This is a genomic window from Hyphomonas sp., assembly GCF_016125515.1.
GTDB lineage: Bacteria > Pseudomonadota > Alphaproteobacteria > Caulobacterales > Hyphomonadaceae > Hyphomonas.
On sequence record NZ_WGLO01000001.1, the window covers coordinates 263401 to 277886 of the forward strand.

Annotated in this window: 13 protein-coding genes; 6 read left to right on the top strand and 7 right to left on the bottom strand. The window is 65.5% G+C overall.

Annotated features, from left to right (window positions below; all coding sequences use genetic code 11):
* Positions 1-198 precede the first annotated feature (198 nt).
* Positions 199-1122 (bottom strand): thioesterase family protein, encoded by a 924-nt coding sequence (locus GC148_RS01250; RefSeq protein ID WP_291068207.1) that lies wholly within the window; start codon positions 1120-1122, stop codon positions 199-201.
* A complete protein-coding gene (locus tag GC148_RS01255) occupies positions 1119-1604 on the bottom strand; it encodes a transcriptional repressor (protein WP_291068208.1) in 486 nt (161 codons plus the stop codon). The genes GC148_RS01250 and GC148_RS01255 overlap by 4 nt, the downstream gene beginning before the upstream one ends.
* A 141-nt stretch (positions 1605-1745) precedes the next feature.
* On the opposite strand from GC148_RS01255, the gene GC148_RS01260 reads away from it, so the two are divergent.
* Both GC148_RS01260 and GC148_RS01265 read left to right on the top strand, forming a co-directional pair.
* A complete protein-coding gene (locus tag GC148_RS01260) occupies positions 1746-2126 on the top strand; it encodes a MarR family transcriptional regulator (RefSeq protein ID WP_291068209.1) in 381 nt (126 codons plus the stop codon).
* Positions 2127-2151: 25 nt separating this feature from the next.
* Positions 2152-3000, top strand: a complete 849-nt coding sequence (locus GC148_RS01265) for an NlpC/P60 family protein (RefSeq protein ID WP_291068210.1) — start codon at positions 2152-2154, stop codon at positions 2998-3000.
* 71 nt (positions 3001-3071) lie between these two features.
* On the opposite strand, the gene GC148_RS01270 is transcribed toward GC148_RS01265, so the two are convergent.
* Positions 3072-3818, bottom strand: coding sequence for a cytochrome c family protein (locus GC148_RS01270; protein ID WP_291068211.1), 747 nt, complete (start codon positions 3816-3818; stop codon positions 3072-3074).
* 166 nt (positions 3819-3984) lie between these two features.
* Here GC148_RS01270 and GC148_RS01275 point away from each other — a divergent pair, with 166 nt between their 5' ends.
* Positions 3985-4821, top strand: a complete 837-nt coding sequence (locus tag GC148_RS01275; protein WP_291068212.1) for a prephenate dehydratase — start codon at positions 3985-3987, stop codon at positions 4819-4821.
* A gap of 22 nt (positions 4822-4843) precedes the next feature.
* Here the strand turns inward: GC148_RS01275 and GC148_RS01280 are convergent, their stop codons facing one another.
* On the bottom strand, positions 4844-5740 hold the full coding sequence (locus GC148_RS01280) for a LysR family transcriptional regulator (RefSeq protein ID WP_291068213.1): 897 nt from the start codon (positions 5738-5740) through the stop codon (positions 4844-4846).
* Between the two features lie 181 nt (positions 5741-5921).
* Between GC148_RS01280 and GC148_RS01285 the strand changes: the two genes are divergently transcribed.
* Together GC148_RS01285 and GC148_RS01290 are read left to right on the top strand one after the other, a co-directional pair.
* Positions 5922-6449, top strand: a complete 528-nt coding sequence (locus tag GC148_RS01285; RefSeq protein WP_291068214.1) for a hypothetical protein — start codon at positions 5922-5924, stop codon at positions 6447-6449.
* Positions 6450-6535: 86 nt separating this feature from the next.
* Complete coding sequence (locus GC148_RS01290; protein ID WP_291068215.1) at positions 6536-6994, top strand: YHS domain-containing (seleno)protein; 459 nt, start codon at positions 6536-6538, stop codon at positions 6992-6994.
* A 309-nt stretch (positions 6995-7303) separates the two neighbouring features.
* Here the strand turns inward: GC148_RS01290 and GC148_RS01295 are convergent, their stop codons facing one another.
* Complete coding sequence (locus GC148_RS01295) at positions 7304-7540, bottom strand: hypothetical protein (protein ID WP_291068216.1); 237 nt, start codon at positions 7538-7540, stop codon at positions 7304-7306.
* Between the two features lie 49 nt (positions 7541-7589).
* Positions 7590-8507 carry an NAD(+) diphosphatase gene (gene nudC, locus GC148_RS01300; protein ID WP_291068217.1) on the bottom strand — a complete coding sequence of 306 codons (918 nt, stop codon included), beginning with the start codon at positions 8505-8507 and terminating at the stop codon, positions 7590-7592.
* A gap of 115 nt (positions 8508-8622) precedes the next feature.
* On the opposite strand from nudC, the gene GC148_RS01305 reads away from it, so the two are divergent.
* Positions 8623-10794, top strand: coding sequence for a beta-propeller domain-containing protein (locus tag GC148_RS01305; RefSeq protein ID WP_291068218.1), 2172 nt, complete (start codon positions 8623-8625; stop codon positions 10792-10794).
* Between the two features lie 12 nt (positions 10795-10806).
* Here the strand turns inward: GC148_RS01305 and GC148_RS01310 are convergent, their stop codons facing one another.
* Positions 10807-14481, bottom strand: a complete 3675-nt coding sequence (locus GC148_RS01310; protein WP_291068219.1) for a peptidoglycan-binding protein — start codon at positions 14479-14481, stop codon at positions 10807-10809.
* Positions 14482-14486: the final 5 nt, after the last annotated feature.

A 14486-nucleotide genomic window follows, 5' to 3' on the forward strand; every position in this document is an offset into this window, starting at 1 on the left:
AACCTCCGGGCTCCACCCTCTAGCTCGGGAAATTGCATTCGATTTCGCGTCCTCGCAAGCTCCCGGTTAGCGGGGAGGGGAAAGGTTGCTTTGGGGGATGTGTCAGCGATAGGCGGTTGATGAGAGAATTCCCTCCCCATTTTGGGGAGGGTAACGGTGGCGCCGAGGCGAAGGACGAAGCCGAGGCTGATCCGATCGTCAGATGCTCAGCCCGCGCGGCGCGATCTTCTCGAGTTCGGCAATCATCTCCGGCGGCGCTTCGACTGCCTTGCGGGCGTCGAGGTCCAGCGAGATGGCGATCACTTCGCAGGTCGCCCAAGGGCCGCCCGTCTGCGGATCCATGACCCAGTGGATCAGGTTGTGCGTCTTGCCGGCGACCTTGCCGAGCGAAGTGTGCACCACGAATCTGTCGCCCTCGCGGGGCATCCGGTGATAGCGAAGGCGGTATTCCAGCACGGCGGCGCCCATCCGCCGGCCACCGGCATTGGCGCCGACACGGGTGCGCCAGTCGAACAGTAGGTTCGGCACGGAATCCGAAACGCGCCCGATGATCCAGGACGGCGTCATCCATCCGTGGGCGCCGCAATGAGTGGCGGGCACCGCGCCGAGGCCGATGCGCGGCGCGCCGATCTCGGCGACGCGGGCCAGGGTGATTGCCTCGACCGGCAGGCCCGGCGCGTCGGGATCGAAGGAGCGGGGCTTGGCTTCGTCGGGCGTGGCGCCCCTCAGCGAATCGAGCTTTTCGAGCACGCGGCGGGTCCAGGGAAAGGCCTTGCCTTCGGCGGTGTCGAGATGGGCGATCCGTGTACGGAAGGCAGCTGACAGCGTGCCATCGGCATGGCGCAGTTCCTGGTAGACTACGGCGTCACTCTCGCCGATCTCCAGCACGCAGCCCTGCATCGTCAGCGGCCGGCCCGGCAGGACCTCGCGCACGAACCGGATATGCTGGTCGGTCGGGGATACGGTGGAAGGCGAACTCGGGCGGAAAGCATTCGGCATGCCGGCCGCGTGGCAGAGCGCGACGAGGCCTTCCAGTTGCTTCTCGACATAGACGCGGACATTCATGTGTCCCATCTCGTCGCAGTCCCACTGGTTGCAGCTGCCTTGCCAGAGGGGGATCATGCGGCGCAGTTCCGGCAGATGCCGCGCACTTCGACAACGGCCCGCGTCATGTGGAAGCCCGCCGCGTGCGTCTCGGCCTTGAGGGAGGCGCTGGTTGCCGTGGCGTGCAGCTCCTCGGCGCCCTTGCAGGTGTCGCAGATGAGGAAGACGGCTGAGTGGCTGTGGCTGGTATGTCCGCAGGCAACATAGGCATTGAGGCTCTCGATCTTGTGGACGAGGCCGGTGTCCTGGAGGAAGTCGAGCGCCCGGTAAATCGTCGGCGGCTTGGCCGCCCCTTCGCCGTCGAGGTTCGCGAGCAGGTCATAGGCTTTCGCGGGGCCGTCGCTGTCGAGCAGCAGGCGGAGCACCTTGCGGCGGATTTTCGTCATACGCTGGCCCTGGCGAACCACCAGCGCTTCGGCCTCCTGCAGGAACGCTTCGGTGTCCTGCGGGCTGCACGGCGTATTTGCGGCGCCGTGATCGTGGGAATGGGAAATGGCCATGCCCTTATTTCAGGTGTTTTGCCCCGAATGTGAAGGGGCGGGCCGCTTTGCGGGTCTGGACGGCCTCCGCAAATCACTTGAGATTCGCCTGATACGCGACCGTCCGGTAGCAGCCGGGGCGTGGTGTGGAGGCTTTGGACAATGCAGTTATCCGAACGGGACGGGCTCGAACTCTGGCGCAAGGCGGTCACCGCCTCGGTGCGCTCGGACGCGCCGGACCTGACGGCACGCCAGCAGGCGGTGCTGATGTCGGTGGCGCTGATGCCCGGTCCGCACACGGTGCGCGGCCTTGCCGAGCATCTGGGCATCGCCAAACCTGCGATCACGCGGGCTCTCGACGCGCTGGAGCGGCTGAATTTCATCCGCCGTCTGCCGGACGATTCGGACCTGCGGTCGATCTTCATCGAGCGCACCCCGGATGGCATGACCTATCTGCGGTCGTTCGCTCGCCTTGTTCTCGCCGCAGCGTCCGGCGAAGAAGCGGGCGGAAAGCCTGTGGCGAAGCGCTCCAACGCGGCCTGAGGCGATCGCCTCGGAGGCTGCGGCCATGCCAGACTTCAACGACAAGCGGCTTGCGCGCCCCCTGGGCGCTGCAACGGCGCTCCAGGTGACCGCCGGGGTCGCGGCGGTGCGGGAAACGCCCACACCGGACGGCCGCCTCGCCACACAGGCGTTGCATGGCGAGACCGTCGACCTGTTCCGGGAGGAGGGCGAGTTCGGCCTCGTCCAGTGCCGGCGCGATCACTATGTCGGCTGGGTCAGTCTCGATGCGCTGTCGGCGCCGGTCCTGCCGGTCACGCACAAGGTGATCGCCCTGCGGACCTATTGTTTCTCCGAGCCGGATCTCAAGTCCGCCCCGCGCTTCCTGCTGTCGCTCGCCGCAAGGATCGCCGCGACCGGGCGCGTCGAGGGGGTCTGGATCGAGGCCGGGCGGGCCGGCTGGGTCCACCGGCGCCATCTCGCCGGCCTCGCGGAGTTCGAGTCCGATCCGGTCGCGGTCGCTGAACGGTTCATCGGCACGCCTTACCTCTGGGGCGGACGCGAAAGCCTGGGGATCGACTGTTCGGGCCTCGTCCAGCAGGCCTTCGAGGCCTGCGGCGTGCTGCTACCGCGTGATTCGGACATGCAGGGCGCCTGGGCCGGTGAGCCCGTGCCCGACTGGCAGGCCCCTGGCGCGCTGCAGCGAGGCGATCTGGTCTGCTGGGCGGGCCATGTCGGCCTGCTCACGGCGCCGGGCACGTTGCTCCACGCCAATGCCTACCACCTGCAGGTCGAGTGCGAGCCGCTGGAGGACGCGATCCGGCGGATCCGGCCGGCGGCAGGCGAGGTGACCGGCGTGCGCCGCGTAGCGTTGACGCAGCGGGGCGGCCTGCCGAACTGGCTCGCCGCGGGCTGAGCGCCGCCGCTCAAACAAAAAACCCCCAGCCAGGGGCCAGGGGCTGATTGTCATGCGCGCAGGGCGGCCGATCAGGTCGGCACAGCTTCCTCGGCAGGGACCTCGGCCGGAGCGGTTTCACCCTCGGCAGGAGCTGCTTCGCCTTCGGCCGGGACGGCTTCACCTTCAGCGGGGACAGTTTCGCCCTCCGCCGCGACAGCCTCACCCTCGGTCGCTTCCGGTACAGCCGCCGGAGCCGGGAAGGCCGGGGCGTTCTCGGTATTGGCGGCGAGGTAAGCAATGACGTTGGCGCGGTCGGCATCTTTCTTGAGGCCGGCGAAGGACATCGAGGTGCCCTTGATGTAGCCAGCCGGGCTCTTCAGCCAGTCGTTCAGGTTCTCGTAGGTCCAGACTTCTCCCGAAGTGGCCGCCATGGCGCCCGAATAGTTGAAGCCCGCAAGGTGAGCGTGCGGGGCGCCCACGACGTTGTTGAGGTTCGGGCCGGTGCCGTTGGCGCCGCCGGGGGTGATGGTGTGGCAGGTCGAGCACTGGCCGGCAAAGATGCGCTCGCCGCGGGTCACGTCTGCGGCAGCCAGAGCGGCGCCGAGGTCGAAGACCGGCTCGGCCGGTCCGCCGGCCGAAGCGGCTTCGGCGATTTCGACACAGTAGTGAAACTGTCCGCACATCTTCTGGCTGAGCGTCTGCTCCTCGCCATGCTCTTCGCCGTGGTGCGCGGCTTCGCCGCCGAACACCAGGCCAGGGAGCTGCATCAGGGCCATCAAGCCGAGAGCGGTCGCCAGCAAGGCGCCGAAGATCTTGTTGAGACCGAGTTCTCCCATTGGGGCGTTCCTTCGAATCTATTCCGTTACTTACGTCTTGGCGGGCGCCTTTTGGCACGCTAACCGGGAGCGCACAATATAACCGGTGCCTCGTTGAGGCGCTTCCCCCGGTCGTCGCGGCGATCAGACGCACGTGAAATCGGGGTGCAGGGCAGGGAAATCCCCAATGACACAGAAAATTGCCTATCAAGGCGAACCCGGCGCGAACTCGCATATCGCCTGCGGTGAGGCTTATCCGGGCCATGAGCCGATGGCCTGCCGAACCTTCGAGGACTGTTTCAACGCGGTCGAGAAGGGCGAGGCGGACCTCGCGATGATCCCTGTGGAAAACACCATCGCCGGCCGCGTGGGCGACATCCATTACCTGCTGCCGTCGACCCAGCTGCACATCACGGGCGAATACTACCTGCCGATCCGGTTCCAGCTGATGGCGCTGCCCGGCACCAAGCTGGAGGCCGTGAAGAAGGCGCGCTCTCACATCATGGGCCTCGGCCAGTGCCGCAACTTCCTGCGCCGGCATGGCATCGAAGCGGTGACGGCCGCTGATACGGCCGGAGCGGCGCGCGAAGTGGCCGAGCTGAAGGACCCTGCCGTGGCCGCGATCGCGCCCCGGCTGGCAGCGGAGGTCTATGGTCTGGAGATCCTCGCGGAGGATATCGAGGACGCAGCCCACAACACGACCCGCTTCGTGATCATGTCGCGCGAGCCGGCGGACATCGATGCCGAAGACGGCCCGGCGAAGACCGCGTTCCTGTTTGAGGTGCGCAACATTCCGGCGGCGCTCTACAAGGGCCTCGGCGGATTTGCCACGAACGGCATCAACATGACGAAGCTCGAGAGCTATCTCACCGGCGGCTCGTTCGAGGCCTCGCAATTCTATGCCGAGGTGGAGGGACATCCAGACGAACGCCCGGTTCAACTCGCGCTGGAGGAACTCGGGTTCTTCTCGCAGTCGATCAAGATCCTCGGCGTATTCCCGAAAGCGCAGATCACCCGGCTCTGAGCGGTGCAGCGCGGCGTGAGGGTCAGGCGCGCGCCACTTCGAGACGCGACAGGCCGCACGCGGCAGTGATCGATGGTTCGGCATGGTCGATGAAGAGCTTCGCCTTGCCGCGCAGCTTGCCTGAACTCCAGACAGCATGGATGGGAAGGCTGGGGCCGATCCAGTCCGGCAGTACGCGGACGAGGCGGATCTCGCCGGTGCATTCCGACGCGAGCCAGGCGGGCGCCAGGAAGATGCCGAGACCGCCGGCCGCCGCTTCCAGCAATGTCTCGCCTGACGATGCGCGGAAGGGACCATCGACGCGCACGTTGATGGTCTCCTTGCCGTTGTTGAGTTCCCAGGTCGTCTGACGGATGTGCCGGAACACGACTGCATCATGCTCGGTCAGTTCGGAAGGATGCTGCGGTGCACCGCGCCGGGCGATGTAGTCTGGCGAAGCCCAGAGCACCTGCGACGCTTCGCCGAGTTTCTTCGCCATCAGGCTGGAGTCGCGCATCTCGCCGAGACGGAACGCGATGTCTACGCCTTCGGAGACAAGGTCCGTGATCGCATCATCGGAGATCAGGTCGACGCGAATCTGCGGCCAGGCGGCAAGAAAGCCGGGCAGGAGCGGCGCGACGACGCGGCGTCCGAATGAGTGGGAGCAGGAGAGGCGCAACAGGCCGACCGGTGCATGCTCGAAACCGCGCGCTTCAGCTTCGGCCTCATCATACTCGGCGAGGATGTCAGTGGCGCGGCGGTAGAAACGCGCGCCGGCTTCGGTCAGGCTCAGCGCACGGGTCGTCCGCAGGAAGAGGGTGGTGCCGAGGCTCTCTTCCAGATCCTGCACGCGGCGCGAAACGGTCGGCTGTCCCAGTTCGAGATCGCTCGCCGCGCGCGAGAAGCTGCCCGCGTCTGCGACCCGAATGAACAGTCGCATCGCATCAATCCGGTCCACCATGATCCCTCACATGCAATTTCCGCATGATGCTTACTTTATCCTGTCGGGCTGCGCGAGAGGAGGCGGGTCGCTCACGCAGGCGTGATTGCGCCTCACAAAGGCGTGCTTTGAGTGCGACAGGCGCCGCGTGGCAAAAGCCTCGCACGCTGAGGACACAGACATGATTTCAAGACTTCGCACCTACGCACCGGTTGCCTATTCGGCGATTGCCTCGGCTGTCTTTCTCGACAGCCTGCGGTTCAAGTTCACCAATGCCGTCGAAACACAGGTCATCTTCGGCCGGCTCGATGCCTGGGCGGCCAGCTTGGGCGCCAAGGGCCTGTTCGCGCAGACGGGACTGTTCAGCCAGTACGTGATCGGCTCAGCCGAGCTGCTCGCGTCGGCGCTGCTGCTGGCTAGCCTTATCCCGGCGCTGAAACGCCTGCGCGTGATCGGCGCGCTGATCGCGGTGGCAGTGATGAGCGGCGCGGTGTCGTTCCATCTCTTCACGCCGCTCGGCATCGATCCCAACAATGATGGCGGCGGACTGTTCGCGATGGCGGTTGTCGTCTGGCTCAGCTCGATTGCGATGCTGGTGGCCGGGCGCCAAGTGCTGGCCGAACTGGTGCAGGCCATTGCCGGTGTGCTTGTGGCGCACCGGATCGAACTCAAGGACAAGGGACCGCTGCCTGCCCCTGCGCGGTCCTGATGCTGGCCGCGGGTGCGTGATCTCCCCCCGGCTACGCGCCTGCGGCCAGAACTTCCCTTTCACTCACAACTCTGGATACTGTTGCCATGAACCTCCGTTCACTTCTCGTTGCTGCTGCGATCGCCCTTGCGCCCGCCGTGCTGTTGCCCGCGCCTGCAATGGCAGAGCCGCCGATCTATACCGGCGCCTTCGACGACCTTGCCGTGCAGGGCTATGATCCCGTCGCGTATTTCACCGATGGCAAGCCGGTCAAAGGCGAAAAGGCCTTCTCCGCGAAGTACAAGGGTGCGACCTTCCGCTTCGCGAGCGCTGCGCACCGCGACACGTTCCTCGCCAACCCTGAAGCCTACGCGCCGCAGTATGGCGGCTACTGTGCCTGGGCGGTCAGCCAAGGCTACACGGCGAAGGGCGACGCCCGGAACTGGAAGATCGTCGATGGCAAACTGTATCTCAACTACAACACTTCGATACAAAAGAAGTGGGAAGCCGACATTCCGGGATTCGTGTCTGCGGCGAATATGAATTGGCCGGGTCTGGTCGACTGAACACGGCAGCGGAACAGGATGCGGCGCCGGAGGGGAGACCTCCCCGGCGCCGTCTCATTTCCGGACAGGTGAGCGGGGGTGCGGGCGCGCCGCTGGCATGCGCGAGAGGTGCGCGAAGGTGTTTGGAGGGGGCAGGAGGGGTAAGGGATACAGCCGGCGCGGCGGTCGGGGCGCCGGCTGATTTTCCGGCTGGCGCGCGAGGGGCCCGCTTGCCGCGTCATCTGAAGACTGTTTCAAAACGCCTTGAATTTACATAAAAAAACGGGCGAACTTGCGCTCGCCCGTTCGTATTGAAGAATGTCCGTAGACTTACTTCTTTTTTGCGGCCGGCTTTTTTGCGGCCGGCTTTTTCGCCGGAGCAGCTTTCGCAGCAGGCTTGGCGGTTTTAGCTGCCGGCTTCTTAGCGGCGGCTTTCGGCGCAGCTTTTTTCACGGCGGGCTTAGCGGTTTTCGCAGCCGGTTTTTTGGCGGCGGGTTTTTTTGCAACTGCCATCTTCGATCTCCTTTGAGTGGCATCCCAATAATATGCTGATTCGTTGGAATGCAACTCCAAAAATTCATTTTTCAGGCGAGTCCCCGTATCCCTCCGTACACGGTCAGTCGTCCCGTTCGGCCCAAACCTTCAGAATATGATGGGCTATTGCCGTCGGCGGGGGGCAAAAAAGTGACGAATGTTTACCCGCAAGAATCTCGCGCATCTCGGCGCGCGGAACCCATCGCGCGCTCTCGAGTTCCTTCGAGTCGATCTCGATCTCGTCGGTTTGTGCGGTCAGGATGAAGCCCATCATCAGCGAAGAAGGGAAAGGCCAGGGTTGGCACGCGACGTATTCCGCAAATGCGGGATCGCAGACGATGCCGGCTTCCTCGAAGATCTCGCGCGCGGCGGCCTGCTCGATGGTTTCACCCGGTTCGCAAAAGCCTGCGAGGCACGATATAAAACCGGCGGGCCAGAACTTTTGGCGGCCGATCAGCGCCTTGCCGTCTTTCACCGCGAGCATGATGGCGACCGGATCGGTGCGCGGGAAATGTTCGGCGCCGCACATCGCGCACTGCGCTTTCCAGCCTGCATCCGTCACAGCGTTCTTGCCGCCGCACTTTGCGCAGTAGCCGTGCGAGCCATGCCAGAGGAAGAGGCTGCGCGCGGTGGAGGCGCAGTTGGCATCCATCGCCGGCATGCGCGCGGCGCCCTGACGGAAGTCCGCAAACTCGCCGACGCCTTCGATCAGCGAACCTTCGAGTTCGAACTTCGGTGGCAGGTCGAGCGCGAAGACCGGTGTGCCCGCCTTGTCGACACCGAGGAAGAGACGCGGCGAGCCAGGCGACACGCGCGCCGCTTCCGGGCCGAGCCAGACCAGCCCGCCATCGCGGGCGAGCAAGGGTGCGCCGTCGCGGATCAGGAAGATCAGCACGTCGTCGCGTTTGAAAGCTTCTTCAAGCCAGGCTTCATCGCTGCGCCGGTGTGCGGCGCGTTCGATCGGCTTGGCGGCGAGGGGCATGTCGTTCGAGTTCGTCATGCGAAGCGACGTAATCCGGTTTGAGCGCGGAGGGAACACGTTACCGCGCGTCCTTTGCCTTTACTCTGCCAAAGTCTGGTGGCCTTACTGCAGCCAGACAAGGGAGGGGAATCCCATGAACGTTATCCGCATTGCGAGCCTTGGCGCGCTGATGTTGGCGTCGGCGGCTTGCACGTCCATGTATCCGTGGGGACAGGACGAGGCACCTGAAACCGTGACCACGCTCGTCGAACAGAACCGCTTCGATGCCATGGAGCCCGGTGAGCCGGACGAGTCGGTGCCGGCTTATGCGGATCCTTCGCTCGATGCGCTGCGCTCTGCGACCCTGTCGCGGTTCCGCAGCGAAGCGGAGTTCCTTGACTGGCTGAAGGCGGTGCGCGCCGCTGCCAAGGCGCGCGGAGTCTATTCGTGGCGCGACATGCCGGTGGCCATGGCTGCGCCGCCGCCCGGCGCCATGGAGTCCGCCGCGCCTGCAGCCGACGCCGCCATGGAATCGATAACCGTTACGGGAAGCTCGGTGGGTGCTGCAGATGCGAACCCCGAGATCACCAACAACCAGAAGGCCGGTGTGGATGAAGGCGGCATCGTCAAGCAGATCGGGAACTATCTCGTCGTGCTGCAGGACGGGCGCCTGTTCGTCACCGACCTGATGCCTGGCGGCAAGCCGGGACTGAAACTCGCGGACCGCGCCAATGTGTATCGCTCTGACATGGAAGACACCTGGTATGACGAGATGCTCGTCTCGGGCCGGACGATCCTCGTCACCGGCTATTCCTATGCCGAGAATGCCAGCGAATTCACAGTGCTCACCCTCGGTGAAGACGGGAAGGTGACGCGGGATGCGACCTTCTATATCTCGTCTGACGATTACTACTCGGGCAGCAATTATGCGTCGCGGATGATCGACGGGAAGCTCCTGATCCACACGCCGATCTATACGTCCGGCCGCGGCTGGTGGGATGCGTTCGATCCGCCGGAGATCCGCGAATGGCGCCGCGAAGGTCCGGACGGCGAGCGCCAGCACCTGCGCGGTCATCCGCTGTTCCGCGCCGAAGACATCTGGATGCCGGTGCAGCGTGTGCTGGAGCCGGTGATCCACACGGTCACGGTCTGCGATATTTCAGGCGTTACGGATGTCGATGTGCCGGCCTGCAAGTCCACCGCCATTATCGGTACAGACGACCACGAGTTCCTCGTCACGAAGGACGCGTTCTGGCTGTGGCTGAGCCCGTCCTGGTCCGAGCGCGATTTCAACACCATCGGCGTGCCCGACGAAGCCATCGCCGCGTGCGAAGCGCGCCAGTCCCACGCGCCAATCAAGGAACTGGTGCCCTCCGCGCTGGTGAAACTTCCCATCGATGGCACCCAGCCTTCCGTGCTCGGCGTGCGCGGTGAACCGCAGAACCAGTTCTCGATGGACATGGATGCAGGCACCTTCCGCGCAGTGGTCGACTGGAATGCGGCGCTGTGCCCGGACCCCTATGATAAGCCAGCGACGCTGACCTTCTTCGACACGCCGCTCAGCGCGCTGACGGATACGCTGGGCGATGCGCCGGGCGGACGCTACGTGCCGCTGCCGACGCCGGGCAAGACCAATTACGAAGCGCGCTTCACCGAATCGCACCTCGTCTATGGCGCGCGCGAAGGCTGGGGCAGCTGGGCGCCGGATGAAGAAGACGAGCCGAGGGAAGATGGCCGCGCGATCGTGGTGCCGCTCGACAATCCCTCCTGGCCGGTAACGCTGACCGTTCCGCATGACGTGATCCGTGCCGAGCGTGCCGGGCCGTACATGGCGCTGACCGGGTACCGCGACTCGGAAGGGCTGAGCGTTTCGCTGATCGATCTGCGCAAGGAAGAGCCCGCGGTCTCGGGAACCTTTGTGATGCAGAACCGGTATGAGAGCGAGAACCGCAGCCATGCCTTCAACAGCAAGATCGATGCAGACGGAACCGGCCTGATCGGCTTGCCGACCGTCTCGCTTTCGGAAGAGTCCGAGCGCTGGTGGTGGTGGTCGGAGAGCTCCGATCTCAGCTATCTGCGAACCGATGCCAACGGGAAGCTCTCGGCGGCCGGCGACCTGATCGCGACGCGGCGGGATCCGAACGCGGAAAGCCCCACGGGCTATGAGTGCGAAGTGTCGTGTGTCGATTGGTATGGCAATGCGCGGCCGATCTTCACCGGCGGGCGCGTGCTGGCGCTGGTCAACTCCGAACTGATCGAAGGCAAGCTCGAGGACGGCAAGATCCAGGAGATCGGCCGCATCGACCTCACCGCGAAGCCCGATTAAGGTTGCGCGGTGCTAGCTGCGGCGTGAGCCGGTGGCGCGGGCGTTGAGGTGGTCGACCAGTTCGGGCGTGATCGTGCCGGTCTGTTCGAGGCCTTCCATCGACTGGTAGTCGCGGATCGCTTGCGCCGTGCGCGGACCAAGCACACCGTCCGGCGTGCCGGCACCGAAGCCGAGACGGCCGAGCGCAGTCTGCACCGCTTGCACCTGCAGCGGATTGCCGGTGTTCCAGCGTTGCGCACCGAACTTGCCGTTGGCCAGCGCGTTGGGGGCAGAGGCTTTCCAGTTGTTGGCCTGGTCGCGGGCGTCGATGGATTCGGTCATCGAAACCCGGGTGCGCAGGTTTGCAACTTCCTGTTCGGCGCCCGTGTCGCCAGCCTTGGCGGCGACCTCGAACCAGAACAGCGCCTTGGCGAGGTCCTTCGGCACGCCGATACCCTCGGCGTTGACGACGCCGAGATTGTACTGCGCGTCGACGACGCCGAGTTCAGCCGCCTGGGTGAACCAGTCGACCGCTGCGGCTTCGTCTTTCGGGCCGCCTTCGCCTTCGGCGAGGAAGAGCGCGTAGTCGTACATGGCGCTCGTGTGGCCGGCTTCGGCGGCCTTCTGGACCAGGTTGCGGGCTTCGGTGATGTCCTTGTCGACGCCGTGGCCGCGCTCATACAGTTTGCCAAGATCATATTGCGCCGGCGCAATGCCTTTCTGGGCGGCGCGGCGCAGGAACGAGGCCGCGTTTTCCAGATCCCCGTCGGCGAGCAGGACCTGCGCATACTGATACTGCGCGACGGCGTTGCCGGCATTCGCTTCGGCCTCGACGGTGACGACGACCGGAATGGGCGGGAAGCTGCCATCGCCGCGTACCGTGAGCTTAGCCGGCTCGGCGGCCGGCGAGGTGGCCGCAAGGGCGATGTCCGGTTTGGCGGAAGGCGGCTCGGCGGCTTCAATGGCTTCTGCGGCGGTGACGATCGACTTGATCGCGGCCTGTTCGGCCGTCAGCTTGACGGCAGGCTTGGGCTCCGGCTTCGGCGCGATGCGGGTCGCCGGTTTCGGCTGCGGCGGCGCCGGCTGAACCGAGGCGATCACCGGGACGGGTTCGGCGGCAGGCTCTGCGGCGGCTTCGGTCTCAGGCGCGCCCGCTTCGGCAGCGACCTGGGCGAGCGTCAGGATGTCGTCCGACGGTGCGTCGGCGGCGGCCGTTTCGGTTTCGCCGAACAGATCTTCCGTGATCTGGGCGCCTGCATCTTCGAAAAGGATCTGCTCTGCATCGACCGGCGCCGGGCGCTCGGCGGCGGCGAGGGTCGTGGTGGCGGCGGGTTCGCCGGTTTCCGGATCGACATAGGTGTCGACCGGGCCTGACAGGGTGGGGGTGACGGGCTGTTTGCCGCGCAGGTAGAGATAACCTCCGACCCCGGCGCCGGTGATGGCGACGGCCGAGGCCGCCAGGAGAAGCGGCAGCTTTGAGCTGCCGCCGGATTTTGGAGCCATGTTCTCTTTCGCCGACAGACCGGCCGGTGAAACGCGGCTGCGGGTTCGGGGCGCATTCTGCTCCGCAGCGGCAAGGGCCGCGCGCCGGGCGCGGGCGAGATAATCCGCGGTCTTTTCGTCTTCTGCTGCGCTCACGGAGGCAACCGGTTCGGCTTCGGCCAGCGTGCGGGCAAAGTCGGGCTCATCGTCGAAGATGTCGGATTCGCGGGTTTCTGTGTGGCTGTCTTCGAGGCTGTCATCGCCCTCGTAGGCGAAGGCATCGAGTTCCGAGACCGGATCAAAGCCGCGTGCGTCGTCCGCTTCAGACTCCTCGGCCGGAAGATCGGCAATATAATTGTGTGTGTCGTCGGACCCGGCCGCTTCGGCTTCCGGGGCGCTGCCCGATTGGGCTTCGGCGGCTTCGACTTCGGCCACCATCGACTGGACGGCCTGGGTCAGTTCTTCGAAGTCCGAAGTGTAGGGGCTGCGCGGGGCAGCGTCCTCGCGCGGGTCCCAGCCATCGAAACCGGCTTCGAAGTCGGTGTCGTCGCTGGTCTCGGTGAAGGCAGGCAGGTCCGCGTCCGTTGCATCGACCTCGTCGAAGACCGGATCGGTTTCAGGCGCGGCCGTGATGGGCGCCGTGCTGGCCACGAATTCCGGCTGCAGCACCGGCGGCGGCACGGCGACGTGGGGCGGCGTCGTGAAGGCTTCGAGGCTTTCCAGACGCGTGGCGAGCGCCACGATGGCGCGCTGCACCGGCGACAGCGACTCCGAGGATTGCGACTGGATCTTCTCAAGGCGTTCCGACACACCGGCGAGGGCGTCGGACAGGCGGGCGTCGGACGCCTTGCGCATGCCGTCGATGTCCTGGGCGAGCGCGGTGATGGCTTCGTCCTGACGTTTCTGCAGACGGACAGCGGCAACGGTGACCTGTTCGCCGACCTGTTCGATCGCTTCGGCGCTGCGCATCTCGCTCTCTTCGAGCCGGTCTTCAACATGCGCGGCGAGGGCGTCGATCCGCTCGGCGACATTGGCGCCGAGGCGGCCGATTTCTTCCTGTACGGTGGCCGTGAGATCTGCAGGCTCGCGCGCTTCGACTTCGGCGAGGCGGCTCTTCAGTTCACTGACTTCCGCCTTGAGGCGCTCTTCGAGTTTTTCGTCCTGGCCCGCTGCGGCGGCCGTGATCTCGTTGGCGAGTTCGAGGCGGGCATTGTCGACCGCGCTGCGCACCGAGCGCGTGAGGTCTTCGAAGCGCTGTTCGAATTCCTGCTTCAGGCGTTCAGCCAGTTCCGGATCGACCTGGCTGGCAACCGCTTCGATCCGCTCGTCGAGATGGGCGAAGGTGGTCTCGAGGCTCTTGAGTGCGGAGTCGGTGCTGGTCTCGGCACGGTTCAGGCGTTCCTGGATCCGCAGCAGAGTCGATTCCATGGAATCAAGCGCGCCGGAGACGTCGGCTTCCACCGCGCTGAGGCGTTCTTCGGACGGCGCGGCCTGGGCGAGTTTTTCCTCCAGCGTCGACATGCGGTCGGCCAGGCCGCGCGCCGCGCCTTCAGCGCGAAGCTCAGCCTGTTCGACGGCGCGTTCGACACGGGCCGCGGCATCGGACAGCGTGCGCTCGACGCGCGTTTCAATGCCGTCCACGCGGTCGGTGAGCTCGGTGAAGCCGGACTCGATGCGGCCCTTGATGGCCACGGTTTCGTTCTGGGTGAGCTCACCTTCTTCGTACACATGGGTCGCGAGTTTGCCGAGCGCGTCCTCAAGCGCCCGCAGCGCAGCGACGTTGCCCTTGCTGCCTTCGTCTGATTCGAGGCGGCGGACCTTCGATTGCAGCGCCTCGTGCGTAGCGCGCATTTCGTCGATCAGACCTTCGACATGGCCGGCAACGGCCACGGTGGTCTGTTCCGCATTCTGGAGGCGCGCGACAAGGCCGTTTACGGCGTGGTCGATTCCGTTGATGGCGAGGGTGGAGCGGGCCTCGGTGGCTTCGATGCGGCGGGTCAGACGGTCCAGCGTGGTGGCCGAGTCCTGCTGCGGCGGCAGCGGCGGCGCGCCCGTGCGGCGGGTATAGGAATAAGGAGTCTCGCCGGGCTGCGGCTCTTCCACCATGGTCAGCAGGCGGTTGAGGTATTCACCCAGGGTAATGCCCTCGGCCATGGCGGCCTCGCGGGCAGCCTCACGAGCCCTCTGGTCGTTGCTGAACTTGTTCCACGGTCCAGTCTGGCTCATCTGCC

What these genes read in the sequence shown, in the direction of transcription:
- GC148_RS01250 (WP_291068207.1), bottom strand. Translation starts at nt 1,122, where the DNA reads ATGATCCCCCTCTGGCAAGGCAGCTGCAACCAGTGGGACTGCGACGAG.
- GC148_RS01255 (WP_291068208.1), bottom strand. Translation starts at nt 1,604, where the DNA reads ATGGCCATTTCCCATTCCCACGATCACGGCGCCGCAAATACGCCGTGC.
- GC148_RS01260 (WP_291068209.1), top strand. Translation starts at nt 1,746, where the DNA reads ATGCAGTTATCCGAACGGGACGGGCTCGAACTCTGGCGCAAGGCGGTC.
- GC148_RS01265 (WP_291068210.1), top strand. Translation starts at nt 2,152, where the DNA reads ATGCCAGACTTCAACGACAAGCGGCTTGCGCGCCCCCTGGGCGCTGCA.
- GC148_RS01270 (WP_291068211.1), bottom strand. Translation starts at nt 3,818, where the DNA reads ATGGGAGAACTCGGTCTCAACAAGATCTTCGGCGCCTTGCTGGCGACC.
- GC148_RS01275 (WP_291068212.1), top strand. Translation starts at nt 3,985, where the DNA reads ATGACACAGAAAATTGCCTATCAAGGCGAACCCGGCGCGAACTCGCAT.
- GC148_RS01280 (WP_291068213.1), bottom strand. Translation starts at nt 5,740, where the DNA reads ATGCGACTGTTCATTCGGGTCGCAGACGCGGGCAGCTTCTCGCGCGCG.
- GC148_RS01285 (WP_291068214.1), top strand. Translation starts at nt 5,922, where the DNA reads ATGATTTCAAGACTTCGCACCTACGCACCGGTTGCCTATTCGGCGATT.
- GC148_RS01290 (WP_291068215.1), top strand. Translation starts at nt 6,536, where the DNA reads ATGAACCTCCGTTCACTTCTCGTTGCTGCTGCGATCGCCCTTGCGCCC.
- nudC (WP_291068217.1), bottom strand. Translation starts at nt 8,507, where the DNA reads ATGACGAACTCGAACGACATGCCCCTCGCCGCCAAGCCGATCGAACGC.
- GC148_RS01305 (WP_291068218.1), top strand. Translation starts at nt 8,623, where the DNA reads ATGAACGTTATCCGCATTGCGAGCCTTGGCGCGCTGATGTTGGCGTCG.
- GC148_RS01310 (WP_291068219.1), bottom strand. Translation starts at nt 14,481, where the DNA reads ATGAGCCAGACTGGACCGTGGAACAAGTTCAGCAACGACCAGAGGGCT.